Genomic DNA, 26,339 nt, shown 5'->3' on the forward strand with positions numbered 1-26,339 from the left:
TCGCGCGCCTCAGTGGCGCTTGGCCTGCACCAGATAGGCGTCGATCTCGGTCTCGCCGAGCCATTTGGCGGCTTCCAGCCGGTGCAGGCCCTCGACCAGGATGTGGCGCTTGCCGTCATGGCGAACCTGGATCGGCGTCTTCATGCCGTTTTCCAGTATGTCTTCGGCCAGATGCCGGACCGTTTCGGGATGCAGCGTCTTCTTGCGCGCCGTCGGCACGTAGATTTCGTCGACCTTGACCTTCTGCACTCTCAGCATACCGGCTCCCGAGGCGGAAAATGCCGCCTCGCCTGAGATAGTCGGTTTGCCAGGTGCGGCCAAGAGCGGCCAAGCAATTGTGTCGTATGCAATTGCTGGCCCGATCGTTTCCATTTGACGCTTGGCCGGCAGATGGCCGAAATGGCGGCCTGTCACTTTCCCGGTGTTCATGACCCAACTGCCGACCGAATTTCCCGATTTCGGACTGACGCCCGAGCAGCGCCGCGAGGCAGTGCGCGGCCATTACTATGAATGGCCGGGAATGGACGGCGAGCGGGGCGAGATCTGGTGCTATTCTGATCGATTTTCCTACCGCGCCGGCGAGACCGTGACGCTGCATGTCAGCTCGACGGCGCCGCGCTTCAGCATTGTCATTGTCCGCGACGGCGGCAGCGAGACAAAGGTCTTCGAGCAAACGGGGCTTTCGGCGCGCTGGCAGGATACGCCCGACCAGTGCTCGGTCGAAGGCTGCGGCTGGGAGGCGTCTTTCGAATTTCGCATCGGCAAGGATTGGCCATCCGGCGCCTATCGGCTGACGCTGACGGCGGACGGGCGCGAGCCCATCCATTGCCATCACCTCATCATCGTCGCGCCCCTGCCCGGCAGAAAACCCCGTCGCGTGCTGCAGGTGGCGGCGACCGGCACCTGGCTGTCCTACAACACATGGGGCGGCTCCAACGCCTATCAAGGCATCACCGGCCCGGGCCGCGACCAGTATGCGCGCATGGTGTCGACGCAGCGGCCTTGGTGCCGTGGCTTCGTGGTGTTGCCCAAGGACGCGCCGCGCGTGCCGCTGGAGGTTGCCGTGCCGCCGAAAACAGTGCCGCGCTATCCGCACATGGAATGGGCGTACGCCACGGGACATTCGAAGAAATACACCTCCTCCGGCTGGGCGAGCTATGACAGCCACTTCTTCCGCTTTGCCGAGCGCGCCGGCTACGGCGTCGATCTCGCCAGCCAGCACGATTTGCACTTCTCGCCCGAGATCCTCGACGGCTACGACTGCGTCGTCTTCGTCGGCCATGACGAGTACTGGACCTGGGAAATGCGGGACGCCGTCGACAGCTACGTCGAGCGCGGCGGTCATGCGGCTCGCTTTGCCGGCAATTTCATGTGGCAGACCAGGCTCGAGGACGAAGGCCGCCGGCAGGTCTGCTACAAATACCGGGCGCGGGCCGAAGACCCGGCCTATAGCGGCGACGTCACCCGGGCCACCAACTCCTGGGAATCGCCTGAGATCGGTCGTCCCGGCGCAATGACCTTCGGCCTCAACGCGACGCGCGGCGTCTATGCCGGCTGGGGCGGATGCGCACCGCGCGGCGTGCGCGGCTTTCCGGTCTATCGGCCCGAGCACTGGGCCTTCGCCGGCACCGGCATCTATTATGGCGACCTGCTCGGCGCCGACAGCCATGTCTATGGCTATGAGGTCGACGGGCTCGATTTCGAGATCCGCGGCGGCCTGCCCTATCCGACACCGGACAGCGGTGCGCCTGACGGGCTGCAGGTGCTGGCCGTCGGCATGGCGAGCCAGGTCGAGGAAAGCGCCGATATCCCGATCGAGGACCAGTTTCTCACCGACGAGGATGGCCGCTTTACGGCCGAAACGCTGTTTGGCGAGGCGACCGACGCCAATCTGGAAAAGGTCAAACGCGGCAACGGCATGATCGTCAATTTTCCGCGCGGCAAGGGCGAGGTTTTCCACGCCGGAAGCTGCGAATGGGTCGCCGGCCTGCTCAGGCAGGATCCCATGGTCGAGCGCGTGACCAGGAATGTAATCGATCGCTACCTCGGAAAGTCCTGACATGCAGAAGCCCTCATCAACTGGTTCAGAAACGCGCGCGCCCTCGCACCTGTTCTACCTCTCCAGCCTGCGCCGGCCGCTGATCGACCGCGCCGAAGGCATTTATATGTGGACGCAGGACGGCCGCCGCTTCATCGACGGATCGAGCGGACCGATGGTCGCCAATATCGGCCATTCCAACCGCAACGTGCTCGACGCCATGAAGCGGCAGATGGACCGCGCCACCTTCGCCTACCGGCTGCATTTCGAGAACGAGCAGGCGGAAGAACTGGCGCGGGAGCTCGCCGGCAAACTGCCGGAGGGCATGGACCGAATCTTCTTCGTCTCCGGCGGTTCGGAGGCGACGGAATCCTGCATCAAGCTGGCGCGGCAATGGGCGGTCGCGACCGGCCAGCCGAAGCGCTGGAAGGTTATCACGCGTTTTCCCTCCTATCATGGCGGCACGCTGGGTTCGCTTTCGATAACCGGCGACGATGCGCTGGCCGAAACGTTCACACCGATGATGCGGGTGATGCCGACCGTGCCGGCGCCGACGGCATGGCGCGACCGCGACAATCTTTCGATGGAGCAGCGCGGCGTCCGTTATGCCGACATGCTGGAGGAGAAGATCCAGGCCGAGGGCCCGGACAGCGTGCTCGCCTTCATCATGGAGCCGATCGGCGGTGCGGCGACTTCGGCCCTCGTCGCACCGGACAGCTATTATCCGCGTATACGCGAGATCTGCGACCGCTACGGCATCCTGCTCATCCATGATGAAGTGATGAGCGGCGCCGGCCGCACCGGAAAATTCCTTGGCGGCGACCATTGGAACTGCAAGCCCGACATCGTCGCGCTGTCGAAGGGGCTTGGCTCCGGCTATGCGCCGCTCGGCGCGCTGGCCGCCCCGATGCGGCTGGTCGAGCCGCTGCTGGCGTCGGGCGGCTTCCAGCATGGCCACACCTATGCTGGCAATCCGCTCGCCTGCGCGGCCGGGCTCGCCGTGCTCGGCGAGATGGACCGCCTCGACCTGATCGCCAATGCCGCCGCGATGGGCGACGTGCTGATGGACGGGCTGAAAGGGCTGGCGAAGCGTTTTCCGTTCATCGCCGATGTCCGAGGCAAAGGCCTGCTCACCGGCGCCGAGATGGTTGCCGATCCCGAAACTCTACGGCCGATCGAACAGGGCAAGAAAGCCACGCAGCGCCTGCTCGACCTCGCCTACGAGCGCGGGCTGATCATCTACGGCCGCAGGGTCAAGGGCGGTGTCGACGGCGACAATTTCATGGTGGCGCCGCCGATGATCGTCACGGCTGAAGAGGTCGGGGAGATCATTTCCATCATCGGCGATTCGCTGGAAGTTCTGGCCGCCGAACTCGACCTGCCGGTCGAAGGCTGAGGGCTAAAGAATGGCGCCGAGGAAAGTCATCATCACCTGCGCGGTCACTGGCTCGGTGCACACCCCGTCCATGTCGCCCTATCTGCCGGTGACGCCGGACCAGATCGCGACCGACGCCATCGCGGCGGCCGAGGCTGGCGCCTCAATCCTGCATCTCCACGCCCGCGATCCCAAAGACGGCCGGCCGACCGCCGATCCTGAGGTGTTCATGCAGTTCCTGCCGCGCATCAAGCAAGCGACCGATGCGGTGATCAACATCACCACCGGCGGTTCGTCGATGATGACGCTCGACCAGCGGCTGGCGGCACCACTGCGGGCCGAGCCGGAAATGTGCTCGCTCAACATGGGCTCGATGAATTTCGCGCTGTTCCCGATGCTCGACAAGCCAAGGGAGTGGCAGCACGAGTGGGAACCAAAGCTGCTCGAAGCCACGCGCGACACCATCTTCAAGAACACCTTTGCCGATATGGAAGGCGTGCTCGAAAAGCTCGGCAAGGGCTGCGGCACGCGCTTTGAGTTCGAATGCTACGATGTCGGCCATCTCTATTCGCTGGCGCATTTTCGCGACCGCGGGCTGGTGTCGGGGCCGCTGTTCATCCAGTTCGTGCTCGGCATTCTCGGCGGCATCGGCGCCGATCCCGACAATCTCATCCATATGAAGCGCATCGCCGACAAGCTGTTCGGCGACAGCTACCAGTTCTCGGTGCTCGCCGCCGGCCGCCATCAGATGCCCCTGATCTCGATCGCGGCGGCGATGGGCGGCAATGTCCGCGTCGGGCTGGAGGACAGTCTCTACGATGGACGGCAATTGGCGAAATCCAATGCCGATCAGGTGCGCAGGATACGCGCCATTCTCGACGGGTTGTCGCTGGAAGTCGCAACGCCAACCGAGGCGCGCGAGATGCTGGCGCTGAAGGGTGGCGATAGGGTGGCGTTTTGAGATGATTGATCTGCGATGATGGCGTTCTGGCACACCCCCCTCTGGCCTGCCGGCCATCTCCCCCTCAAGGGGGGAGATCGGATGTCACTGCGGCCTTCGCCAATCTCAATCGTTGCAAAATGGATGGCAGCGCCAAAGCTGCCAATCTCCCCCCTTGAGGGTGAGATGTCCGGCAGGACAGAGGGAGGTGCCTGGGCGCCTTGCCTATCGTGAGTACAGTCACCCTCCGCCCCGGCACCATCGACGACGTCGACACCATCCATGCCGCGCTGCTCAAGCTCGGCACCCATATCGGCGCGCATCAGGAGATCACGTCCACTGCCGACGATCTCCGCCGCTACGGCTTTGGCGACAAACCCGCCTTCTCCACCCTGATCGCCGAGATCGGCGGCGATTTTGCGGGGCTCTGCCTGCATTTCCCGATCTTCTCGACATGGATGGGGCGGCCCGGCGTCTATATCCAGGACCTCTATGTCGAGGACCGGTTTCGCGGCCGCAAGATCGGCGAAAGACTGCTGCGCCGGGTCGCGCGCGACTGCCGCCGGGATGGCGGCGCCTATCTTAGGCTGTCCGTCGACACCGACAATGACGGCGCCAAGGCTTTTTATGAGCGGCTGGGCATCGCCTGGTCGAGCTACGAGCAGACGCAGAAGATTGTTGGCGATGCCTTTTTCGCCTTTGCCGATGCAGCGCAGGATGGGGACGCGGAATGAAAGCCTTCTTTGCCGAGGAGCAGAAACGCCACGACCCGAAGGCCTTTCTGTCCAGCGGTGCGCCGCAGCCCAATCCCGAACAGCCGGAGCGGGTAGAGCGATTGTTAGCCGGCGCAAAATCCGCCGGATTGATGATCGAGCGGCCCAGGGAACATGGCCTAGGCCCGGTGGCGGCCGTGCATACGCCGGAGTATCTCGCCTTCCTCGAACACATTTTTGCGCGCTGGCAGCGCATCGAGGGCGCATCCGCGGAAGTCATCCCCAACATCCATCCACTGGCCCGCACAGGGTCCTATCCGGCCTCGGCGGTCGGCCAGGCCGGCTACCACATGGCCGACACCGCTTGCCCGATCTCCGCCGAAACCTGGCAAAGCGCGCTGTGGAGCGCCTGGAGCTCGGTCGAAGCGGCGGAAGCTGTCATGGCAGGCGCGCCTGCCGCTTATGCGCTCTGCCGGCCGCCCGGCCATCATGCCTTTGCCGATGTCGCCGGCGGCTTCTGCTTCATCAACAATTCAGCGGTCGCGGCCCAGGTGTTGCGCAAGCAGGCAGCGCGGGTGGTGATCCTCGATGTCGACCTGCATCACGGCAACGGCACGCAAGGCATCTTTTATACGCGTTCCGACGTCCTGACGGTGTCGCTGCACGCCGATCCGGTGCGCTTCTATCCGTTCTTCTGGGGCCATGCCGATGAGCGCGGCGAAGGTCCGGGCCTCGGCTATAATTTCAACCTGCCATTGCCGCGCAAATCAGCCGACGCGGCGTTTCTGGAGGCCCTCGAAGTGGCGTTCCAGCGTATCCGCGCCTTTTCGCCGGACGCGCTGGTCGTGGCGCTCGGTCTCGATGCGTTCGAGGGCGATCCGTTCGGCGGGCTTTCGGTGACCACGCCCGGTTTCTCGCGGATCGGCGAGGCAATTGCCAAGCTTGGCCTGCCGACGATTATCGTCCAGGAAGGCGGCTATCTCTGCGACGCGCTCGGCGACAATCTCACGGCGTTCCTCACCGGTTTCGGCGGCAAACAGCGATAGCTGACTAGCGCTGCTGCCTCAGCATGGCGATCTCCCGGTGCACGCTTTCCAACGTCTCGTCGATCTCTGCCGCCGTGTTGTAGTGCGCAACACCGATGCGCACGACGCCCTGCTCGGCCGGAATGCCGAGATGGTGGACGATCTCCCAGGCGTAGTTGTGACCCGACCATAGAAAAATGTTCTCGGCATTCATCTGCCGCACGATCGTCTCTGGCACGATGCCGTCGACGGTGAAGGACACGGTCGGCACGCGCTCAATGACACGCTTCTGATCTGTGATGCCGCGGATGGTCAGGCCCTCAATGGCGGACAGCCCATCGATCAGCCTCAGCGCCAGCGGGTTTTCGTAGGCGATCGACACTTCGTATGCCTTTGCGATCTTTTGCCTTCGCGAACCGCCCTCGCCGGCCGCAGCACCGAGTTCGGCGAAGTAATCGACCGCTGCGGTAAGTCCGGCCATCAGTTCGATCTGCGGCGTACCGAGTTCGAAGCGCTCCGGCAGGCCATTGGACGAGCAACGGCATTTGTAGGGTTTCAGCGCATCGATGATGTCGCGGCGGCCCCACAATATGCCCATGTGCGGGCCGAAGAATTTGTAGGCCGAGCAAACCAGGAAGTCGCAGCCGAGATCCTGCACGTCGACCAGCCCGTGCGGCGCGAACTGCACGGCATCGACATAGACGAGCGCGCCGGCCTGTTTGGCGATGGCCGTCAGCGCCTTGACCCGGTTGATCGAGCCGGTGAGGTTCGACGCATAGTTCAGCGCAACGAGTTTTGTCCTGTCGGTAAGCAGAGCGCTGAGCGCCGCCTCCTCGACCTGCCAGCTGTTCTCGTCGAAGGGCAGGAAGCGCACCACAAGGCCGAGGTCCTCGGCCAGCTGCAGCCAGGGCGAGACATTGCCCTCATGATCCATGCGGGTGACGATGATCTCGTCGCCCGGCTTGAAGCCGCGGCCGAGCGTGCGCGACATGTGATAGGTCAGCGTCGTCATATTGGCGCCGATGATGATTTCCTCAGCGCTCGCTGCACCCAGGAAATCGGCCATCGCCGCATGGGCGCCGTCGACCACCTGTTGCGCGGCAAGCGTGGTTTCGAAATAACCGCCGAGATTGGCGTTGGTGGTGAGGAGGCAGCGCGCCACCGCATCGGCAACCGCCTGTGGCACCTGCGTGCCGGCCGGATTGTCGAGATAGATGCGCCGGCGGCCCTTGTCGGTCAGGTCCAGCGCCGGAAATTTCCCCCTGACGGTCTCGATCGGAAAATCCATTGCTGTCCCCTTACCCTTGTGTTTGCTCGGCAATTTCGTTCGAACGGCTTGCCTATGGGCACGGATTGCCGACGCGCTGATGGATTGCGTCGACGGCCTTCTGCATCTCGTCGGTCCAGGTCACGTCGACTGAGGACAGCGCCATCTCGAGCTGGGCAATCGTCGTCGCGCCGATGATGCTGGAGGTAACAAAGGGTCGGCTGGCGACATAGGCGTTGGCGAACAGCGCCGGTTCGAGGCCGAAGGAGCGCGCCAGTTCGTTGTATTCGAGCTGCGCCTCCGCCGCATTCGGCGTCTCATAGCGCTGGCCGCGGTTGAACAGCTGCGAGCGCGAACCTTGCGGCCGCGCGCCATGATCGTATTTGCCGGTGAGATAGCCTTGCGCCAGCGGCGAATAGGCGAGAAAGCCAACCTCTTCGCGGTCGCAGACTTCGGCGAGGTTCACCTCAAATGTGCGGTTGACGAGGTTGTATGCGTTTTGCAGCGAAACGACACGCGGACCGACGCCTTTGTCGGCCTCGGCGATGAAGCGCATCACGCCCCAGGAATTTTCGTTGGACAGGCCGAGATGGCGGATCTTTCCTGCCTTCACCAGTTCATCGAAGACAGCCAGCGTCTCGGCGATCGGCGTCTCGCCGGGCGGCGCGCCAACCGCGTCGGCGCGGCGCGGCGTGGCGCCGACGCGGGTCGGGTTGGCGCCCCAGGGGATGTCGCGCTCCGGCCAGTGGATCTGGTAGAGGTCGAGATAGTCGGTGCCGAGCTTGGCCAGCGATTTGTCGATGGCGTCAAAGATGTCGGCGCGCACCAATTTCGACGGACGGTCGCCACGAAACCAGCTGTTGGCGGTGCGGCCGACCACCTTCGAGGCCAGGATCACCTTGTCGCGGTTGCCCTTGGCCTTCATCCAGCTGCCGATGATCTTTTCCGTGCGCCCCTGCGTCTCGGCCTTGGGCGGGATCGGGTAGAGCTCGGCGGTGTCGATGAAATTCACGCCACGTTCAAAAGCCAGATCCATCTGCGCATGGCCATCGGCCTCGGTGTTCTGCTCGCCCCAGGTCATCGACCCCAGGCAGATCCGGGTCACAAGAAGATCGGTCCGACCGAGACGGCGTTTATGCATCGAATTTTCTCCGGCGGGAATTGCGCGGCTACGCGGGAAGGAAGCCGCATCTATAGGGAAAGCGGCGCCGCTCTCCAACCCTTAGCGGACCGACTTTTGCGTGAACCCTGGAAGTCAGCGCCGGACGCCAGCCAAAGCGCGCCGCTTGGCCTCGTCGATCAGCATGTTGGCCACCTGCATGCGGATCATTGCGCGCTGGCGCAGATGCGGCGCGACGCGGTCGGGGTGGTTGGCGAAGGCGAAGCTGCGGCGCATGCGGCCAAGGTCAGCGCTCTTGACGGGATGATCGAGGCCGAGCTCGATGGCGATCGCGTCAGGATCGATCGGCGGCAGCTTCTCCTCGGGCATTGTCTCTTCGCCGGCCAGCGCCAGCTTGGCATGATCGAGAAGGGCCGCGAATTCGGCGGCGAGATCGGCTCCCGCCTCGCGGTATTCGGCGGCGAATGTTTCCCCCGAGACCTTGATGCGGCCGGAATGAAGCTCGTCGGCCACGGAGAGATAGTCGAACGGGATCGACGGCCGCGCGCCAGTATCGCCGCTCGTCTGCGCGCCAGCCTCGTCCTTGTCGGAGGCGACGAACAGATCGTCGAGCAAGGAAGCGAAATCCCGCTTGGCGCCGATGTCAGCCTCCCCCTCGTTTTGCGCATGCGAACAGAGCCGGTCGCAGCATAGAACCGGCTCGTTAAAAATGAATGCCGCTGATCTTAACCAGTTTAGGCGTTTGCGAGGCTTGCGCGGGCCCGGTTGGCGATGCGCAAGACCCAACAAAAAGCCGGACTGCATTTGCATGCAGTCCGGAAATTCGCCAGGAGTGGCGAGGAAAAGCCGGCCATGTGCCAGCGTCTATGCATACGGTGGGGATGCGCCACAAGTTTCAGCGCACGCGGCAATTGTGCCGAAAAAAATTCGCTTGGCATGGCTGCCATGCAAATGCTGCACTGCACAATCTTCACAATTTTCCTATATTCGGCGCCGTGGAGGATCAACAAGGGGCCGAATCATGGGGTTCTTCACTGAAATGTTTGCCCGTCCGCGTCCGCAGGAGCATCAGCGTTATCGTTCCGCCCTGGCACTGCTGCACGCGATGAGCAATGCCGACCGCGCCGACATCGGCGTCAAGCCGGCCGATTTCCCACGCATCGCGCGCGAAATGTCACTGCGTTGAGTAAGCCTTGGCGCTGAACCAGCGTCATACGAAGTTTCCCGGCAGCGGCCGGGAAACCTCGCAACGCGCAATTCGTCAACGATTACCGAGATAGGCGCCCTTGGTCAGCGGCACGCCATTGTGGCGCAGGATGTCGTAGGCGGTGGTCACGTGGAAATAGAAGTTGGGCATGGCGACATGCAGCAGATACTGCATGCCGGGCATCGAGGCTTCGCGCTGGCCAAACTTCAGTTCGACCACCCTTTCATCCGAACCATCGAATTCGGCGGCCGAGAATGACGCCAGCAGATCGAGCGTCTTGGTCAGGCGCGCCTGAAGCTCGGCGAAGGTCGCTTCATTGTCTTCGTATTTCGGCACCTCGCGACGGGCCAGCCGTGATGGCGCGCCCTTGGCGTGGTCGGTGGCGACCTGCACCTGCCTGACCAGCGCGTACATGTCGGGCGCCAACCTCGCGGTCAAAAACACCTGCGGGTCGATCTTGCGCTCGGTTGCATTCTGTTCGGCCGCCGACAGCACGCCGGACAGCGCCTTCAGCCTGGCCGAAAACACCGGCACCGAGGCTTCATACATCGATAGTGTCACGTTCAAATCTCCATTGCGGCTGAAGCGCCGACGGCGGGACGTAGCGCCTTCCCGGAGGATTTTTCAAGCGTCACCACGTCGCCGCAATCGATGTGATAGAATCCTGTCGTGGTGGAGATCCCCGATGAGACTTGTCTTTCTGGCAGCGACCGCTTTTTTCTCCCTTGCTGTATCCAGCCAAGCTTTGTTGGCCGATGATGACCCGGCGACCGATGACCAGGCACCTTATGTCGACGACAGGTCGGATGCCGCAGCGGTGGTCCGTTCGCTCTACAGTGCCATCAACCGGCACGAATTCGCCCGCGCCTGGGCTTACTACGGCGATACCAAGCCGGCAAAGGATTTCGACACTTTCGTCAAGGGCTATGACGGCACCGACAAGGTCGACGTTGAAACCGGCGCCATTTCCGATGAAGGTGCCGCCGGCAGCATCTATTACAGCGTCCCGGTGGCCATCCGCGCCACCGACAAGGACGGCAAGGAAGCAGTCTTCGCCGGCTGCTACACGCTGCGCCAGGTCAGCGCTCAGATCCAGGCCCCGCCGTTCCGACCGATCTTTATCGACAAGGGCGCGCTGAAGCCATCCAAGGCCGATTTCGAGGGGGCGCTGCCGCCAAGCTGTGGTGACGGGCCGCCGCCGCCGAAGAAGGACACCGCACTCGAGCACGTGAAGAAACTGTTCGCCGCTGATTATGGCGATCAGTGTGACAAGCAATTTCTCGGCGAGGAGCCGAACATCTTTTCGATCAAATACAAGGCAAAGGACGCGGCTGCCAGCGATCCCGACAAGGAAACGCGGCTTTTCGAGTTCTACTGCCAAGCGGCAGCCTATAACGCAAGTTCGGTCTACTACATGACCGACGAAGTATCGGGCGTGCGGCAGTTGCAGTTCACCGAGCCCGAAATGGATATCCGTTACGAGAACAATGACAGCGACGGCAAACTGCTGGGCATGGGTATCATCGGCTTCCGCACATCCGGCTGGGCGGCCAATTCCGAATATGACGAAGACGCCAAGACGCTGACCACGTTCAACAAATGGCGCGGCATCGGCGACGCCTCGGACAAGGGGATATACCTGTTCCGTAACGGCGATTTCTCCCTCGTCCAATATGATGTGGACGCGTCTTACGATGGCGAGGAGAACCCGCAGACGGTGGTCGACTACAACACCGCGCCGTAGGGGTCTTAGCAGGAACCGCCGCGCTCAAGCAGTCCTTCACATTCGCCTTCTCGTTTCAGGCCGCGAACGCATCGGCCGGAAGAAGGCGCGAATGTCTTCGACCAGAAGACTCGGTTCCTCCAGCGCAGCGAAATGGCCGCCTCGCGGCATCGATGTCCATCGCTGAACGTCAAAGACCCGCGCCACCCAGGATCGAGGCGGCATCGGCAACTCGCGAGGGAAAAGCGCTACCCCAAATGGCGGCGAAACGCGTTCCAGCGTCTCGAACGCAAGAGGGAACAGTCGATTCTCCTTGTAGAGTCGCAAGGACGAGGTGAGCGCGTTGCTGAACCAATAGAGAGAAACATCCGTAAGGAGCGTGTCCATGCCGAAGGTGCGCTCCACGTCACCGTCGCAATCGCTCCAGCTACGGAACTTCTCGATCATCCAGGCTGCGAGACCGATCGGCGAGTCTGTCAGAGCATAAGCAAGCGTCTGAGGCTTCGTGCCCTGCAGATGGGCATAGGCGCCCTCCGTTGCCGTCCAGGCCGCGGCCTTTTCCAGAAAGGCCTGCTCCTCAACGGTGACAGGTGGCAGACCTGCACCCAAGGGTGGCCGATAGCTCCCGGGAATGTAATTGACGTGGACGCCAAGCACGCTTTCGGAATGGAGCCGTGCCATCCAGGCGGAAACGCCCGCGCCGATGTCGCCTCCTTGGGAAGCGAAGCGGTCGTAGCCGAGCCCGCGCATCAACTGTACCCATAACTCCGCGATGCGGCCGGAATGGAAGCCTGGTTCCGTCGGCGCCTGGGAAAAGCCGTATCCGGGCAAGGAGGGAACTACCACGTGGAAAGCGTCGGCCGGGTCACCACCATGGGCAGCTGGGTCTGCCAGCAATGGAATGACGTGTTCCATTTCGATGAACGAGCCGGGCCAGCCATGCGTTATGATCAGCGGCAGCGGCGCCGGTCCGTTGCCTGGCTGGTGGACAAAGTGGACATCTAGGTTGTTCAGCCTCGTCAGATATTGCGGCAGCCGGTTCAGCCGCGCCTCTTGCACTCTCCAGTCGAAGCGGTCTCGCCAGTAATCCGCAAGGCGCTTGATGAACGGCAGGTCGGCCCCATCACTCCAGCCCGCTTCGCTTAGCGGAATTGGCCATCGTGTTGCGCTAAGCCGGCGCTGGAGATCTTCAAGTTGTTCGTTCGGAATTTGGATCTTGAAGGGGTGGGCGTCCATCGCTGTGCTTCCGATCTGTTGGATCATATCAGCCTACACCTAAGAGGATATCGGCCGAACCATGATTGCCAAAACCAAGGGGCACCCCTGGGCGATATGCCTCAGGGCGCCTTCGACAGCATCCAGTTCAGCGTTTGGCGCCAGTCGACCATGCGGATCGGCGTGCCATGGGTGCCGGTCTCGAACCGGACGAACCGGGTCGGATAGGCTTTCGAGTTCGCAGTGATGGAGCGGAAGAAGGCTTCCTGCTTCTCCACGGGAAAGACCGGATCCTTGCTGCCCTGGCCGAAGAACACCGGCACATGGCGCCTGTAGGCCGGGCTCGACAGGAAACCGTCATCCCACAGCGAGCCGAGCAGCAGCAGCCCGTTTATGCGCCGTCCCGTATCGTTGCGGCCGGCCAGCTTCCAGCACAGCGCACCACCCATCGAGCCGCAGGCGACGAAAATCTTGGCGTCCGGCGAGGCCTCGGCATAGTGGCCGATCAGCGCCGCGACCTGGGCCGCGCCCTTGTCGCCGAAATCGGTGAAATCGGGTGAGAGATAGAGGCCGCCATTGCCGGCCATCAGGTTCTTGATGCGGTTGAAATTGCCGCCGAAGGTGAAGTCGTCGACGCCCTGCTTGCGGCTGCCGCCCTGCCCGTGCAGGTAAAGCACGATGATGCCGGCGCCTTCGGTCTTACCGACGGCGACATGCCTGACATCGCCGGCATCGGTTTTCAGCATCAAATCCCGCTGCACCTTGCGCACGCCGGTGTCGGTATACTTAGCCTGCACGCGCTTTTCCGGCACTTCGTCGCGGTCGTTGATGTCGCGCATCTCGCGATAGTCGATGACGGTGTAGGCGCCTTTGTCCGTGGACGAGAGCGTCGCCGGATAGGCGAAGAGGTCATCCTTGTAGGGTTTTAGTTCGAGGGCGTCGGCGTGAGAGGCGGAGAACAGGAAAAAGAGCGAAATCAGAAGGGCATGGAGCGCGGCTACCCCCCTCTGGCCTGCCGGCCATCTCCCCCTCAAGGGGGGAGATTGGATGTCACACCGGCTTCGGCCAATCTTCAAAGCTGTAGGAAAAACTGCGAGATGAGCGCCGCCATCGAAACCGCTGATCTCCCCCCTTGAGGGGGAGATGGCCGGCAGGCCAGAGGGGGGTGCGGCGGTACGATTAGCCATACTGCATGGCATGCGTTTTTCGGCTTCGCTTTGTCAATCCTGCAACACGCCGCCGGCGTCTTCCATCGCTTCACGGGTGTCGACATCGGTCGACGCGCTGTCGCCGATCTCGACGTCGATGACATCCAGTCCCTCGGCCTCGACCAGATGGCGGGCGCCGGTGTCGCCCTCGAGGTGAGCGATGCCTCCAAACAGCGCGCGTGGCAGCAGCACCGGATTGCCGCGGCGGCCGTCATGGGCGGCACGCACCACTGAGCGGCCGCCGTCCCTACGGAAGGCCTCGATCAACCGGTCGAGATCGGCCGATGAGATACCCGGCATGTCGCCGAGGACGATCATGGCGCCGGCCGCCTCGGCTCCAACGCGGGCAATGCCGGCTTTTAGAGACGAGGACAGGCCGTCGGCAAAATCCGGATTGTCGGCGAAGATCACGTCGAGGCCGGTCAAGGCTTGGTGCACCCGCTCACGCTGGTGGCCGGTGACGACAACGGTGCTGGTTGCCTTCGAGGCCAGTGCGCGCTCGACTGTCCGGCGCACCAGCGGTTTGCCGTCGAACAGCGCCAGAAGCTTGTTCGGCCCGCCCATGCGGCTGGAGCGACCGGCGGCCAGAAGCACGATCTCGACCTTCAGCCCGGCTCTCGCCGGCAGCGGCTCGCGCGGCTGCGGCCGGGTCGGGATTTCCATCAAGAGGCCGCCAACGCCCATGCCGGCGATGTCCTTGGCGGTGACGTCGAGGCCGGCGATCAGCCTGTCGAGCACCCAATCGAAACCGTTCTCCTTGGGGCTGCGGGCGCAACCGGGCGCGCCGATGACGCGCTTGCCGTCGAGCGTGCCCAGCACCAGCAGATTGCCGGGATCGACGGGCATGCCCGCGCGGATCACCGTGCCACCTGCTGCCTCGATCGCCGCCGGAACGACATCGTTGAAATCGCTCATCGCCGAGGCGCCGAAGATCACCACCATGTCGTTGTCGCGCGCCAGCGCGGCCGCTGCCTCGGCTACAGGCGCGATCTCGTGCGGCGTGCGGCGCTCCGTCGTCAGCCGGCCGCCGGAGCGTGCCAGCCGGGCCTCGGTGACGCGCAGCGTCTTGTCGAGCACGCTGGCCTTGATGCCGGGCAGCATCGTCTGAATGACGCCGATGCGCACCGGCTGATAAGCGTTGACGGCGAAGATCTCGCCACCGGCGCAGATTTTCACCACCTTGTCGACCAAAGCTGAGGCTACGGCGAAGGGGATGATCTTGACCGTCGCCACCATTTGCCCCGTCTCGACCGGCGCGTGCTGCGCCAGCGTGGCGATGGTGATGGTCGGGTCGACCGCATTGATGGCGTCGATCATGGCGGCATCGACGGTGAAGAGACCGGCGGCCTTGGCATGGAGGTTGACGCGGCCGGTCGCGGCCGGTTTTGCCTCGATGTTGCGGTGGGCCATGCTGGCAGCAATCTTTTCGGCCGCCGCATCCTCGCTGAGGTCATCGGCGGCAAGCACCGCCACGACGATCTCGGTAATGCCGGCCGCCTTCAGCACCGCCACGTCCTGCGTGCTCAGCCTGTGCGCCTTGCGGAAACGCCGCTCGCCCGCCGTCGTGGCATGCGCCAGCACCGCGCCTTGCGCCTGATCGATCGGGATCGGCCCGAACTTCACGCCGCCGCGCCTTTGGCTTCGAGACCGCGCGAGCGAAAGGCGTGGATCGTCTGCGCCAGGATGGCGACGGCGATCTCGGCCGGGCTCGCCGCGCCAATGTCGATACCGATCGGTGCGTGGATGCGGGCGATCTGGTCGGCGCTGGCGCCGAGCGCCAGCAGGCGCTCGACGCGCCTGGCGTGTGTTTTGCGGCTGCCGAGTGCGCCGACATAGAAACAGTTGGCGTCGAGCGCGGCCTTCAGTGCGAAATCGTCGATCTTCGGATCATGGGTGACGGCGGCGAGCGCCGTATAGCTGTCGAGCGGCTGGCGCTTCAGCACATCCTCCGGCCATTCGGCATGCAGGGCTACATCGGGAAAACGGTCCGGGGTGGCGAAGGCGGTGCGCGGATCGACGATCTCCAGGGGATAGCCGGCGATCCTGGCCATCGGCGCCAGCGCCTGACTGATATGGACGGCGCCGACTACCACCAGGCGCGGCTGCGGCAAATGCGCGTTGAGGAAGAAGGTGCGCCCTTCAGCCTCGACCGAACCCGAATTGCCGGTGCGGAAAGCCTTGGCGATCGCTTGCCCGAGATCGCCGGCAACCTGGTCGCCTTCTCGCACGATGCGGTCGCGGCCGTCGCCGAGATCGGTCACCAGGATCGCCGCACGGCGGGCACGGCGTTCGGCATTGAGGGCTTTGAGAGCGTAGGGATCCATGCCTAACCGAGCCGCTCCACATAGACCTTGATGCGGCCGCCGCAGGACAGGCCGACCTGCCAGGCGGTTTCGTCGGCAACGCCGAACTCCAGCATCTTCGCTTTCCCCGAGTCGATGACGTCCATCGCCTCGCTCACCACGGTACCCTCAACGCAGCCGCCCGAGACCGAGCCGTGAAAATTGCCTTCGGCGTCGATGACCAGATGACTGCCGGCCGGCCTCGGCGCCGAACCCCAGGTCTCGACCACAGTGGCGATGGCGACATCCTTGCCGTCCTTCATCCAGCCTTCCGCGATGATCAAGGGGTCGCGGGCCTCATCGAGATAGATGCTGTTGTCCATGATCGCTTGCCTCAAAGTCTGTTTTCTCTGGGAGCCTGTTTTTCGGAATCCAATATGGCTATGCGGCGCGCCTGACACCAGCGTCCAGCCAGCGACGCGGATCGACCGAAGCGGCCGATTTCTTGTCCAGCGAGGCGCAGAGGTCGGCCAGCGCATCGAGATTGTGCACCGAGCGGAACTCGTCGACATGAGGCAGCATCGCTCTGACGCCGCGGGCCCGCGCCTCGAAGCCGCCAAAGCGCAGAAGCGGGTTGAGCCAGATCAGCCGCCGGCAGGATTTGTGCAGGCGATCCATTTCTTGCGACAGGCCGGAAACATCGTCGCGCTCCAAACCGTCGGTGATTAAAAGCACCACCGCGCCCTGCCCGAGCACGCGGCGTGACCAGTGCTTGTTGAACTCCGCCAGCGTATCGCCGATGCGGGTGCCGCCCGACCAGTCCTTGACCGCCGCCGAGCAGTCGGCAAGGGCGGCATCGGGGTCGCGATGGCGCATCTGCCGCGTGAGATTGGTCAGCCGCGTGCCGAAGACGAAGGTGTGCACGCGCCGCCGTTTTTCGGTCAGCGCATGCAGAAAGTGCAGGAAGATGCGCGTGTACTGGCTCATCGAACCGGAGATATCGGCGAGAACCACCAGCGGCGGATGCACTTCGCGGGCTGAGCGGAATTTCGGCAGGATCAGTTCGCCGCCGGTGCGCGCGGCCGAGCGCATCATGGCGCGTGGATCGATACGGCGGCCATGCAGGTCTGCCTTGAAGCGTCGGGTACGGACCATGTCGAACGGCAGCCGCAGCCGGGCAATCGCCTTCTTGGCGTCTGCCATCTCGTCGGCATTCATCTGGGCAAAGTCCTTGCCGCGCAGCACTTCATTCCCGGAGAACGTTAGCCGGGCGTCGACTTCGATCTCCGGGATTTCCCTGACCGGCCGATTCTTCTCGTGGCCTTCGAACATGGCCTGGCTGACGCGGTTTTCTGCCGCGCGCGGCTTTTGCTTCTCCCTGGTGTCAGGAGCCACCGGCGAGAACATCGCCAGAAGTTTCTCGATCAGCTCGCGCGATTTCCAGAACAGCCGGAAGGCTTCGTCGAAAACAGGGTGATCTTCGTGCCGCGACACAAGCACGGCATGCAGCGTCCAGTAGAAATCGTCGCGCGAACCGATGCCGGCGGCCAGCACCGCCTCGATCGCATCCTTGACCGAAGCCGGCCCGACGCGCATGCCCGCTTTGCGCAAGGTACGGGCGAAATAGACGATGTTGTCGGCGATGCGCCCGTCTTCCGTCGCCTCTCTGGGTTCGGGCGCCTTCACTTGCCCTACTCCGCCGCCGCCAGCTCGGCCTTGACCTCGTCGAGGATACGCCGGCCCTCGCCCGCGCCGATGCGGGCAATGTCGTCCTGGTATTTCAGCAAAACGCCGATCGTGTCGGAGACGGTTTCGGGATCGAGCGCCACCTTGTCGAGTTCGGTCAGCGCGCCGGCCCAGTCGATGGTCTCGGCAACGCCCGGCGCCTTGAATAGTTCGACTTGGCGCAGCTTCTGGATGAACGACACCACTTCGGCCGAAAGCCGGCTGTTGGCCTGCGGCACCTTGCGCCGCACGATCTCCAGCTCGCGCTCGGCATTGGGATAGTCGACCCAGTGATAGAGGCAGCGCCGCTTCAGCGCGTCGTGGATTTCGCGCGTGCGGTTGGTGGTGATGATGACGATCGGCGGTTCCTCCGCCTTGATCGTGCCGAGCTCGGGCACCGTCACCTGGAAATCGGACAGGATTTCGAGCAGGAATGCTTCGAAAGCCTCGTCGGTGCGGTCGAGCTCATCGATCAGGAACACCGGGGCCGCACCCGCCTTGCCGGTCAGCGCATCGAGCACCGGCCGGCGGATCAGGTATTTTTCGGAAAAGACATTGCGCTCCATGTCGGAGCGGTCGACCGAGCCTGCCGCCTCCTCCATGCGGATCTCTATCATCTGCGCGGCGTAATTCCACTCATAGACAGCGGACGAGAGGTCGAGCCCTTCATAGCATTGCAGGCGGATCAGCCGGCGGCCGAGTGCCTGCGCCAGCACCTTGGCGATCTCGGTCTTGCCGACGCCGGCCTCGCCCTCGAGGAAGAGCGGCCGCTGCATGCGCAGCGACAGGAACAGCACGGTGGCCAGCGAGCGGTCCGCGACATAGTCCGCGCCGGTCAGGAGATCGAGCGTTTCGTCGATCGTCCGCGGCGCGGGGCGCGGTTTCAGCTCGGTCATTCTTTCTCCGTTGCCGCCTCTGCCCCGCTTTGCAGCACGTGGTAGTCGCGGGCGTGGTAGATCAGCGGCCGCAAATTATCGCCCATGCGCAGGCCTGTCACCTTGCCAAAAAGCACACGATGGGTGGCCAGATCCTTGGTGTCGATCAATTCGCAGTCGAACACGGCGAGAGCGCCCTTCAGGGTAGGCGCGCCCGTCGATATGACGTCCCACTCGCCGAGCGCGAAACGCTCATCGGCCGACAGGCCGGTCAGGCCTGAAAACGCCACCGATAGCGGCTGCTGGTGCGAAGCCAGGGTGTTCAGCGCAAACCGGCCGTTTTGCACGAACAGCTCGTTCTTGGCATTCTCGCGGTTGAGACAGACGAGAACCGTCGGCGGCGTGTCCGACACCGAACAGGCCGCAATCACCGTCGTGCCGCGTTTGCCGGCGGCCCCGTCGGTGGTGACCACATGGACATGGCCGGCAAAATGCGCCATCGCGTCGCGATAGGCCTGGGGCCCTATGTCGTTCAACTTCAACACCGATGATTTTCCATAAGCGGGAATCCAAGCGTTATATATGGCGGCACACAATAGGCCACAAGCGAAGTGCTTGACGCCAATCCGCAAATTCCCGTGTTGCGCCTGGGGCGGGCAGCCTTTAGGTCTTGGCGGAAGAGACGCTGGAAGCATGCGACCGGCACGGAGGAATTCGTCGTCAGAATGCGACCCCTAACAGCTGTAATAGCGGCACTGCTCTGGCTGCTGCCGGCAAGCGCCGGCGCGCAGACTTTGCTTGTCGGCGTCGCCGCACCCCTGTCCGGTCCGTCGGCGATCCTGGGCAAGCAGATTGAGGCGGGTGCTGCCCTGGCAGCAGAAGCCAACGGCGCCGAGATCAGGACGGTCGACGATGCCTGCACAGCCGATGGCGGCGCCGCCGCCGCGAGGGAGTTCGCGGCGGCGAAGGTCAAGGTCGTCGTCGGCTTCCTCTGCACCGAGGCGATCCAGGCGGCGCTGCCGATCCTCAAGGACGCTGACATACCGGTCATCACCGTTGGCGTGCGCACCGAAAGCCTGACCGATCGCCGCGCCAAAACCGGCTGGCCGGTCTATCGGCTGGGGCCGCGCGGCGATGACGAGCGCAATGCGGTGGCCGCCATCCTGACCCGGCTGTGGCAGAGCGAATTGTTCGCCATCGTCGATGACGGCACCATCTATGGCCGCGAAATCGCCGAGACGCTGCGCGCCGCAGCGGAGCAGGCAGCGCTGAAGCCGGTCTTCACAGACACGTTCCGGCCCCAGCTCGACAACCAGATCGGGCTGATCGGCCGGCTGAAGAAGGCGGNAGACGTGTGCTCTTCCGATCTCTTCACAGACACGTTCCGGCCCCAGCTCGACAACCAGATCGGGCTGATCGGCCGGCTGAAGAAGGCGGGCGCCACGCATGTCTTTGCCGGTGGCGACGGCGACGACATCGCCATTATGGGCCGCGACGCCGGCCAGCTCGAGGCCGGCATTGTCTTTGCCGGCGGCGAGAATTTGCGCACGCCACCCGGCGATGTGCCTTACGCTGTCGGCACGCTGATGATCGCGCCGCCGGAATGGGCCGATGTCGCCGATCCCAAGGTGCTGGCGGCGTTTACGGCCAAGAACATCGCGCCGGATGGCTATGCCTTGCCGGCCTACGCGGCGGTGGAGATTGCCAAGGCGGCCTCGGCCGCGCCCCAGACCTCGGGCAAGGGGCTGGCCGACGCGCTAACCGGGCATGATTTCACCACCGCGATCGGGCCGCTGCGGTTCGACGACAAAGGCGATCTGAGCCAGAACCTCTATCGCGCCTTCCGCTTCGACGGGACGCGTTTCGTGCCGGCGGAGACGAACTGATGTTTCGCACCGGGCCGCGCAATCTGATCACCGATGTCGCCGGCTTGCGCGTCGGCAACGCGTCGGATGCCACGCTGAAATCGGGCGTCACCACCGTATTGTGCGACGAACCGGCGGTCGGTGGCGTGCAGATCCTCGGCGGCGCGCCGGGCACGCGCGAGACCGATTTGCTCGAACCGCACAATTCCATCGAGGCGGTTCATGCCGTCGTGCTTTCGGGCGGTTCGGCCTTCGGCCTCGACGCCGCGTCGGGCGTGCAGGCGGCGTTGCGTGAAAAAGGCATTGGCGTCGATGTCGGCGGCTTTCGGGTGCCGATCGTGCCGGCGGCGATCCTGTTTGACCTGCGCAATGGCGGCGACAAGGATTGGGGCCGTTATCCTCCCTACCGCGACCTCGGCTACGAAGCCGCCCAGGCGGCAACAGTCGACTTTCCGCTCGGCACAATCGGCGCCGGCACCGGCGCGCTAAGCTCCGGGCTGAAGGGCGGCCTCGGCTCGGCCTCGACCGCGCTCGACAGCGGCATCACCATCGGCGCGCTCGCCGCCGCCAACCCGACCGGCTCGGTGACGATTGCGCGTACACGCTATTTCTGGGCGGCACCCTTCGAGATCGGCGATGAATTCGGAGGCCTCGGCTATCCCTCGCCGATGCCGGACGACGCCAGGCGGATCCTGTTGAAACACCGCGACAAGCGTGTCGGTGGACAAGCCGAGGCCGGAGGCAACACCACCATCGCCGTCATCGCCACCGACGCCGTGCTGACCAAGGCGGCAGCCAAGCGGCTGGCCATTTCAGCGCATGACGGCTTCGTGCGCGCCATCTGGCCCGTGCACACGCCGGCTGACGGCGATCTGGTGTTCGCGCTGGCGACGGGCAAGAGCGGCATAGAACTCAGCGCCGACGATGCCGTCGATTTCTTTGCCGCCGCCGGCGCCACCATGGCGCGCGCCATCAGCCGCGGCATCCACGCCGCGACGCCGGCCGATGGCGATCTGTTTGCGGTGTGGTCGTCGCGCTGACTTTCAGTCAGGTCGGGTCGGACTCCTCTTCCTCGAAGCTGACCGCGACATCCGAATTCGCCGACAGCCAGACTTTCTGGCCCTCGACCTCGGCAAGCAGGCTCAAGGGAATGTAGTGGTGATGCCCCTGATGGGCGCCCTCGCCGCTGTCGGCCTTGGTCAACTTGATCCGCTCGCCATCGACCCTGTCGACGGTGCCGATGTGAACGCCGTCGGCGCCGACCACTTCCATATGCTCGCGAATCTTGCTGGCCTCAGTCATGGGGTGTTCTCCTTTTGAAAACGATCGACGATAACAAACAGAGGCGGAATTGGATGCATCGCCTTTCGAATAGCACGATGTTTTGACTGTCTCGTGATAGGGAACGATCGAACCACGGCAGGCGGAGCGGAACCCCGATGCGAAATCTCGTCCTGATTGGCGTTTGCCTGCTGGTCCATCTGGCATCCGCCATGGCCGCCCGAGCGGGCGATGTCGCCGAGCTTGAAATCCTCGGCTTCAGCAAGGATGGCGGCGTCTTCGCCTTCGAGGAATATGGTGTGGCAGACGGTTCGGGCTTTCCCTATGCCAATCGCTACTACATCAACACCGCCGACGACACGTTCCTGAAGGGCACGCCAATCCGGGTCCGGCTGGAGGATGAGACCGCCTCGCTCGATACGGCCCGTCAGCAGGCCAGGCAGAAGGGCGAAGCCGTCGTTGTGCAGGCCGAACTCACCGCAAACCGCGGCATCACCGCCGGCTTCAACCCGGTGACCGAATTGTCGGCCGACCCGTTCCGCATGGTGGTGAACCCACGGCCGATCTTTTCGCCGGTCGACCCGCCGCTGGAATTCCGGCTCGACGAGATCGGCATGAATGACACCGAAAGCTGCCAGAGCCAGGGCGAGGTCAACGGTTTTCGCCTGCTGCGGATCGAGGCCAGGGATGGCGGCCAGACCCATCTGCTGCATGAGGATAAATCGATCCCGAAAAGCCGTGGCTGCCCGAACGGCTACCGGATCGGCGCGGTGCAGACATTTTCGATGGACGGCATCAGCGCCTATGCGGTGCTGATCGCGGTGCGCCAATACGGCTTCGAAGGGCCGGATTTTCGCTGGATTGCCGTGACCGGACGCCTGTGACATCGCTCGATCAATCCAGTTGGCGCAAGCGCGCCGGCAATCGCGTCAGCCGCGCCATACCATCGACGGGCACGGCGCTTGTCGGCGCCTTGCTGTGGGCGATGACCATGGGCGCCAGCGCGCTGACCGGTCTTTGGCTCGACAATTGGGAGACCCCGGAAAAGATCCGCTTCGTCGGCCTGCTGTTTGCGACCGGCGCGGCATTGGCCTTTCCCGTTGGGTTGTTCGCGGCGCGGCTGGTCTCGCTCGACCGGCATTGGGAGGTGGCGTTCGCCGCCGCCTTCGTCTGCCTGCTTGCCACGACGCTCGCCTTCACCGGCGGGTTGTTTGCGCTGCAATACCGCTCCTATTATGCCGAATGGCACGCGGAGGCCTTCACCGCCCGGTGGGCGTTCGAACTGGTCTTCACCTCGCTGACGGCGCTCTACCAGTTCGTGGTGCTGGGTATCAGGCTCTATTTTCCTCTCGGATTCATCGCGCTTGCCGCCGCCAGCGTGTGGTTTGCACGCCAGCAGCGTTGAGCATTCGGTCCGCCTCTGATAGGAGGCGCACTTAACCACCGACACATCAGGACTGACGGATGATCCCTCGCTATTCCCGGCCGGAAATGGTCGCCATCTGGTCGCCGGAAACCCGCTTCCGCATCTGGTTCGAGATCGAGGCCCATGCCTGCGATGCGCTGGCCGAGCTCGGCGTCATTCCCAGGGAAGCCGCCAAAACCATCTGGGAAAAAGGCGGCGCCGCCCAATTCGACGTCGGCAAGATCGACGAGATCGAGGCCGTCACCAAGCACGACGTCATCGCCTTCCTCACCCATCTCGCCGAATTCGTCGGGCCGGATGCGCGTTTCATCCACCAGGGCATGACCTCATCGGATGTTCTCGACACCTGCCTTGCGGTGCAGCTCGGCCGCGCCAGCGATATCCTGCTGGCCGACCTCGACGGCCTGCTCGCCGCGCTGAAGCGCCGGGCCTTCGAGCACAAGGACACCGTCACCATCGGCCGCAGCCACGGCATTCATGCCGAGCCGACCACGTTCGGCGTCAAGCTGGCGCAGGCCTATGCCGAGTTCTCACGCTGCCGCGAGCGGCTGGTGCACGCGCGAGAGGATATTGCCACCTGCGCCATATCGGGCGCGATCGGCACCTTCGCCAACATCGATCCCTATGTCGAAGAACATGTGGCGAAAAAGCTTGGGCTGAAGCCGGAGCCGGTGTCGACGCAGGTCATCCCTCGCGACCGCCATGCCATGTTCTTTGCCACGCTCGGCGTCATCGCCTCGTCGGTCGAGCGGCTGGCGACCGAGATCCGCCATCTGCAGCGCACCGAGGTGCTGGAAGCGGAAGAGTATTTTTCGCCGGGCCAGAAGGGCTCGTCGGCAATGCCGCACAAGCGCAACCCGGTGCTGACCGAAAACCTCACCGGCCTTGCCCGCATGGTGCGCTCCATGGCCTTGCCGGCGATGGAGAATGTCGCGCTCTGGCACGAGCGCGACATTTCGCATTCCTCGGTCGAGCGCATGATCGGCCCGGACGCCACGATAACACTCGATTTCGCGCTGTCGCGGTTGACCGGCGTCATCGACAAATTGCTGGTCTATCCCGACAACATGCTGAAGAACATGAACAAGTTCCGTGGCCTTGTGCATTCGCAGCGCGTGCTTTTGGCGCTGACGCAAGCCGGCGTCAGCCGCGAGGACGCCTACCGCCTGGTGCAGCGCAACGCCATGAAGGTATGGGAACATGGCGCTGATTTCCTTGAGGAATTGTTGGCCGACAAGGAAGTCATCGCAGCGCTGCCCGAAGCCGAGATCCGCGAGAAATTCGACCTGGGCTATCACACCAAGCATGTCGACACGATCTTCAAGCGGGTTTTCGGATAGGATCTTCCATGCGGCTGGCTGTCCTTTCCGACATCCATGGGAACCTGCGCGCGCTTGAGGCGGTTCATGCGCAGATCAAAGACGCTTCTCCCGACATTATCGTCAATCTGGGCGATTGTCTCTCCGGGCCGCTATGGCCTGAAGAAACCGCGCAATATCTGATGGCGCAGAATTGGCCGACCGTGCGCGGCAATCACGACCGTGTGCTGATCGAGCCCCCTGCTTCCGGGTTGGAAGACGTCGATGCTTTCACCCACCAACGCCTCTCTGAGACATCCCTGACCTGGCTCTCGGCCTTGCCGGTCACCCTGTCGCCTGCCCCGGACATCCTGCTTTGCCATGGCAGCCCCAGTGACGACGACGTGTTCCTGCTCGAGGAAGACGGAGGCAGCCACTTCCACCCCTCCAATGAAAAGCAGATCAGGCACAAGCTGGGCAGCGCCGGCGCCGGGCTGACCTTGTGCGGCCATACACATACGCCGCGCGTTGTGCGCTTGTCGGACAACCGGACAATCCTCAATCCGGGCAGCGTCGGCGTCCAGGCATTCCCCGGCCTGACCGTGACCGGCAGTCCGCATGCCCGCTACGCCCTCGCTACGCGCAAGGACGGACAATGGTCGTTCAGCCATCACGTGGTCAATTATGACTGGACCGAGGCGTCCACCCGCGCGACAGCCACCGGCTTCGACAGCTGGGCGCATGGGCTGCTGACGGGCTACGCCGCCAATTCCTTGTAAGAACCGAGCGGGCGCTCAGCCGGCGGCGCCCGGCACGGTGCGGATAACCGTGCCCCACGGATCTTCCCGCGTGGTTTCAGCGGTTGTCTTGTCCGACCGCATCTCGACCCAGGCCAGACCCGAGCGGGACGGATCGCGCCGGCCGGCGCCGGCGCTGTGCCACGAATTGCCACCGATATGATGGTGGTAGCCTCCCGACGACAGGAACACCGCCTGCCCTCCATACTTAGCGACCGTGTCGAAGCCAAATTCGTCGTGCCACCAGGCCTCGGCATCTTCCGGCCGGCCGACGCGCAGATGGACATGGCCGATAATGCTGTTTTGCGGCGCGCCCTGCCAGCCGGCGTCACCGGCCGGCACGCTGCCAACCACGGCGGCCAGATTCAGCCGCTCGGTCGCCATGGCGATCTTGTCGCCGTTCCACTTCCACTCCTGCGGCAGACGGTCCCTATAGATTTCAATGCCGTTGCCTTCGGGGTCGGTCAGGTACAAAGCCTCGCTGACCAGATGGTCGGAGGCGCCCTCGATGCGGATCTTGTTGGCGGCGGCATGGTTTATCCAACGGCCGAGATCGGCGCGGCTGGGCAGAAGGAAAGCGGTGTGGAAAAGGCCGGCGCTGCGCGGATCGTCGGGCTTGGCCGCTGCGTCAGGCTCGATGACCAGCAGCGGGCGCTCGGCAGCGCCCAGCGTGATGGCGCCATCGGCGCGGCTCAATTCCTGCAGGCCGACAACAGCCCGGTAGTAATCGGCAAGTCCTTCGGCGTCGCGCGCCTTCAGGCCCACGCGTGACACGCTGACGGGGGTCGTCGCGGCAAAAGGCAGTTCGCTCATAAAACTCTCCGTTCAGCGCATTATCCCAGGCCGCGCCACCAGTCTATTCTGTTGTCCATCTCTTCCTGCCTCAAATCGTCGATCCTGATCGTTCACACAAGATGGAAAGAATCGAACAGGTTGTTCACGATTGTGATGCACCGCAT

The 26,339-nt window shown here is 63.8% G+C and carries 28 protein-coding genes; 13 read left to right on the forward strand and 15 right to left on the reverse strand.

Annotated elements, in window-relative coordinates; genetic code table 11:
* Positions 1-9: 9 nt before the first annotated feature.
* On the reverse strand, positions 10-258 hold the full coding sequence (locus X726_RS158840) for a ParB N-terminal domain-containing protein (protein WP_023669061.1): 249 nt from the start codon (positions 256-258) through the stop codon (positions 10-12).
* Positions 259-427: 169 nt separating this feature from the next.
* Between X726_RS158840 and X726_RS158835 the strand changes: the two genes are divergently transcribed.
* The 5 genes from X726_RS158835 (at position 428) to X726_RS158815 (ending at position 6,112) form a co-directional block, all read left to right on the forward strand.
* Positions 428-2,059, forward strand: coding sequence for a N,N-dimethylformamidase beta subunit family domain-containing protein (locus X726_RS158835; protein WP_023669062.1), 1,632 nt, complete (start codon positions 428-430; stop codon positions 2,057-2,059).
* A 1-nt stretch (position 2,060) separates the two neighbouring features.
* Positions 2,061-3,434 carry an aspartate aminotransferase family protein gene (locus tag X726_RS158830; protein ID WP_023669063.1) on the forward strand — a complete coding sequence of 458 codons (1,374 nt, stop codon included), beginning with the start codon at positions 2,061-2,063 and terminating at the stop codon, positions 3,432-3,434.
* A 10-nt stretch (positions 3,435-3,444) separates the two neighbouring features.
* The gene (locus X726_RS158825; RefSeq protein ID WP_023669064.1) at positions 3,445-4,374 is read left to right on the forward strand and encodes a 3-keto-5-aminohexanoate cleavage protein; all 930 of its coding nucleotides are present in this window, start codon (positions 3,445-3,447) and stop codon (positions 4,372-4,374) included.
* A 209-nt stretch (positions 4,375-4,583) separates the two neighbouring features.
* On the forward strand, positions 4,584-5,087 hold the full coding sequence (locus X726_RS158820) for a GNAT family N-acetyltransferase (protein ID WP_031196820.1): 504 nt from the start codon (positions 4,584-4,586) through the stop codon (positions 5,085-5,087).
* Entirely contained in the window at positions 5,084-6,112 is a 1,029-nt protein-coding gene (locus X726_RS158815) for a histone deacetylase family protein (RefSeq protein WP_023669066.1), read from the forward strand. Before X726_RS158820 ends, X726_RS158815 begins: the two co-directional genes overlap by 4 nt.
* Before the next feature lie 4 nt (positions 6,113-6,116).
* Here the strand turns inward: X726_RS158815 and X726_RS158810 are convergent, their stop codons facing one another.
* The 3 genes from X726_RS158810 to X726_RS158800 form a co-directional block, all read right to left on the reverse strand.
* Complete coding sequence (locus X726_RS158810; RefSeq protein ID WP_023669067.1) at positions 6,117-7,379, reverse strand: cysteine desulfurase-like protein; 1,263 nt, start codon at positions 7,377-7,379, stop codon at positions 6,117-6,119.
* A gap of 52 nt (positions 7,380-7,431) precedes the next feature.
* Positions 7,432-8,499, reverse strand: a complete 1,068-nt coding sequence (locus tag X726_RS158805) for an aldo/keto reductase (protein WP_023669068.1) — start codon at positions 8,497-8,499, stop codon at positions 7,432-7,434.
* 114 nt (positions 8,500-8,613) lie between these two features.
* Entirely contained in the window at positions 8,614-9,093 is a 480-nt protein-coding gene (locus X726_RS158800) for a hypothetical protein (RefSeq protein WP_023669069.1), read from the reverse strand.
* A 406-nt stretch (positions 9,094-9,499) separates the two neighbouring features.
* Between X726_RS158800 and X726_RS1000000168660 the strand changes: the two genes are divergently transcribed.
* Positions 9,500-9,664 carry a hypothetical protein gene (locus X726_RS1000000168660; protein WP_023669070.1) on the forward strand — a complete coding sequence of 55 codons (165 nt, stop codon included), beginning with the start codon at positions 9,500-9,502 and terminating at the stop codon, positions 9,662-9,664.
* Between the two features lie 75 nt (positions 9,665-9,739).
* Here X726_RS1000000168660 and X726_RS158795 read toward each other — a convergent pair whose 3' ends face one another.
* Complete coding sequence (locus tag X726_RS158795) at positions 9,740-10,246, reverse strand: DUF1993 family protein (protein WP_023669071.1); 507 nt, start codon at positions 10,244-10,246, stop codon at positions 9,740-9,742.
* A gap of 124 nt (positions 10,247-10,370) precedes the next feature.
* Between X726_RS158795 and X726_RS158790 the strand changes: the two genes are divergently transcribed.
* Positions 10,371-11,429 carry a DUF1176 domain-containing protein gene (locus tag X726_RS158790; RefSeq protein ID WP_023669072.1) on the forward strand — a complete coding sequence of 353 codons (1,059 nt, stop codon included), beginning with the start codon at positions 10,371-10,373 and terminating at the stop codon, positions 11,427-11,429.
* A gap of 36 nt (positions 11,430-11,465) precedes the next feature.
* Here the strand turns inward: X726_RS158790 and X726_RS158785 are convergent, their stop codons facing one another.
* The 8 genes from X726_RS158785 to X726_RS158750 all read right to left on the reverse strand — a co-directional run bounded on the left by X726_RS158785 (position 11,466) and on the right by X726_RS158750 (position 19,258).
* Positions 11,466-12,671: an epoxide hydrolase family protein gene (locus X726_RS158785; RefSeq protein ID WP_245272088.1), complete on the reverse strand. Its 1,206-nt coding sequence runs from the start codon at positions 12,669-12,671 to the stop codon at positions 11,466-11,468.
* Between the two features lie 74 nt (positions 12,672-12,745).
* On the reverse strand, positions 12,746-13,657 hold the full coding sequence (locus X726_RS158780; RefSeq protein ID WP_023669074.1) for a phospholipase: 912 nt from the start codon (positions 13,655-13,657) through the stop codon (positions 12,746-12,748).
* A gap of 186 nt (positions 13,658-13,843) precedes the next feature.
* Complete coding sequence (locus tag X726_RS158775; RefSeq protein WP_023669075.1) at positions 13,844-15,454, reverse strand: molybdopterin-binding/glycosyltransferase family 2 protein; 1,611 nt, start codon at positions 15,452-15,454, stop codon at positions 13,844-13,846.
* On the reverse strand, positions 15,451-16,155 hold the full coding sequence (locus tag X726_RS158770; RefSeq protein WP_023669076.1) for an XdhC family protein: 705 nt from the start codon (positions 16,153-16,155) through the stop codon (positions 15,451-15,453). The genes X726_RS158775 and X726_RS158770 overlap by 4 nt, the downstream gene beginning before the upstream one ends.
* A gap of 2 nt (positions 16,156-16,157) precedes the next feature.
* Positions 16,158-16,496 (reverse strand): XdhC family protein, encoded by a 339-nt coding sequence (locus X726_RS158765; protein WP_023669077.1) that lies wholly within the window; start codon positions 16,494-16,496, stop codon positions 16,158-16,160.
* Between the two features lie 58 nt (positions 16,497-16,554).
* Entirely contained in the window at positions 16,555-17,799 is a 1,245-nt protein-coding gene (locus tag X726_RS158760; RefSeq protein ID WP_023669078.1) for a VWA domain-containing protein, read from the reverse strand.
* A 5-nt stretch (positions 17,800-17,804) separates the two neighbouring features.
* Positions 17,805-18,734: a MoxR family ATPase gene (locus X726_RS158755; protein WP_023669079.1), complete on the reverse strand. Its 930-nt coding sequence runs from the start codon at positions 18,732-18,734 to the stop codon at positions 17,805-17,807.
* Positions 18,731-19,258, reverse strand: a complete 528-nt coding sequence (locus X726_RS158750; protein WP_023669080.1) for a flavin reductase — start codon at positions 19,256-19,258, stop codon at positions 18,731-18,733. Before X726_RS158750 ends, X726_RS158755 begins: the two co-directional genes overlap by 4 nt.
* 180 nt (positions 19,259-19,438) lie before the next feature.
* On the opposite strand from X726_RS158750, the gene X726_RS158745 reads away from it, so the two are divergent.
* The gene (locus tag X726_RS158745) at positions 19,439-20,599 is read left to right on the forward strand and encodes a branched-chain amino acid ABC transporter substrate-binding protein (RefSeq protein ID WP_023669081.1); all 1,161 of its coding nucleotides are present in this window, start codon (positions 19,439-19,441) and stop codon (positions 20,597-20,599) included.
* Entirely contained in the window at positions 20,599-21,618 is a 1,020-nt protein-coding gene (locus tag X726_RS158740) for a P1 family peptidase (RefSeq protein ID WP_023669082.1), read from the forward strand. Before X726_RS158745 ends, X726_RS158740 begins: the two co-directional genes overlap by 1 nt.
* Positions 21,619-21,625: 7 nt before the next feature.
* On the opposite strand, the gene X726_RS158735 is transcribed toward X726_RS158740, so the two are convergent.
* Positions 21,626-21,880, reverse strand: a complete 255-nt coding sequence (locus tag X726_RS158735; RefSeq protein WP_023669083.1) for a DUF2171 domain-containing protein — start codon at positions 21,878-21,880, stop codon at positions 21,626-21,628.
* A 137-nt stretch (positions 21,881-22,017) separates the two neighbouring features.
* On the opposite strand from X726_RS158735, the gene X726_RS158730 reads away from it, so the two are divergent.
* The 4 genes from X726_RS158730 (at position 22,018) to X726_RS158715 (ending at position 25,362) form a co-directional block, all read left to right on the forward strand.
* Entirely contained in the window at positions 22,018-22,743 is a 726-nt protein-coding gene (locus X726_RS158730) for a DUF2259 domain-containing protein (protein ID WP_023669084.1), read from the forward strand.
* 101 nt (positions 22,744-22,844) lie between these two features.
* Positions 22,845-23,264, forward strand: coding sequence for a hypothetical protein (locus X726_RS158725; protein WP_245272094.1), 420 nt, complete (start codon positions 22,845-22,847; stop codon positions 23,262-23,264).
* Between the two features lie 59 nt (positions 23,265-23,323).
* A complete protein-coding gene (purB, locus tag X726_RS158720) occupies positions 23,324-24,625 on the forward strand; it encodes an adenylosuccinate lyase (RefSeq protein ID WP_023669086.1) in 1,302 nt (433 codons plus the stop codon).
* Positions 24,626-24,633: 8 nt separating this feature from the next.
* On the forward strand, positions 24,634-25,362 hold the full coding sequence (locus tag X726_RS158715) for a metallophosphoesterase family protein (RefSeq protein ID WP_023669087.1): 729 nt from the start codon (positions 24,634-24,636) through the stop codon (positions 25,360-25,362).
* A gap of 15 nt (positions 25,363-25,377) precedes the next feature.
* On the opposite strand, the gene X726_RS158710 is transcribed toward X726_RS158715, so the two are convergent.
* Positions 25,378-26,193 carry a VOC family protein gene (locus tag X726_RS158710; RefSeq protein WP_023669088.1) on the reverse strand — a complete coding sequence of 272 codons (816 nt, stop codon included), beginning with the start codon at positions 26,191-26,193 and terminating at the stop codon, positions 25,378-25,380.
* Positions 26,194-26,339 lie beyond the last annotated feature (146 nt).

This window comes from Mesorhizobium sp. LSJC285A00, assembly GCF_000503155.1.
In the GTDB taxonomy this organism is placed as follows: domain Bacteria; phylum Pseudomonadota; class Alphaproteobacteria; order Rhizobiales; family Rhizobiaceae; genus Mesorhizobium.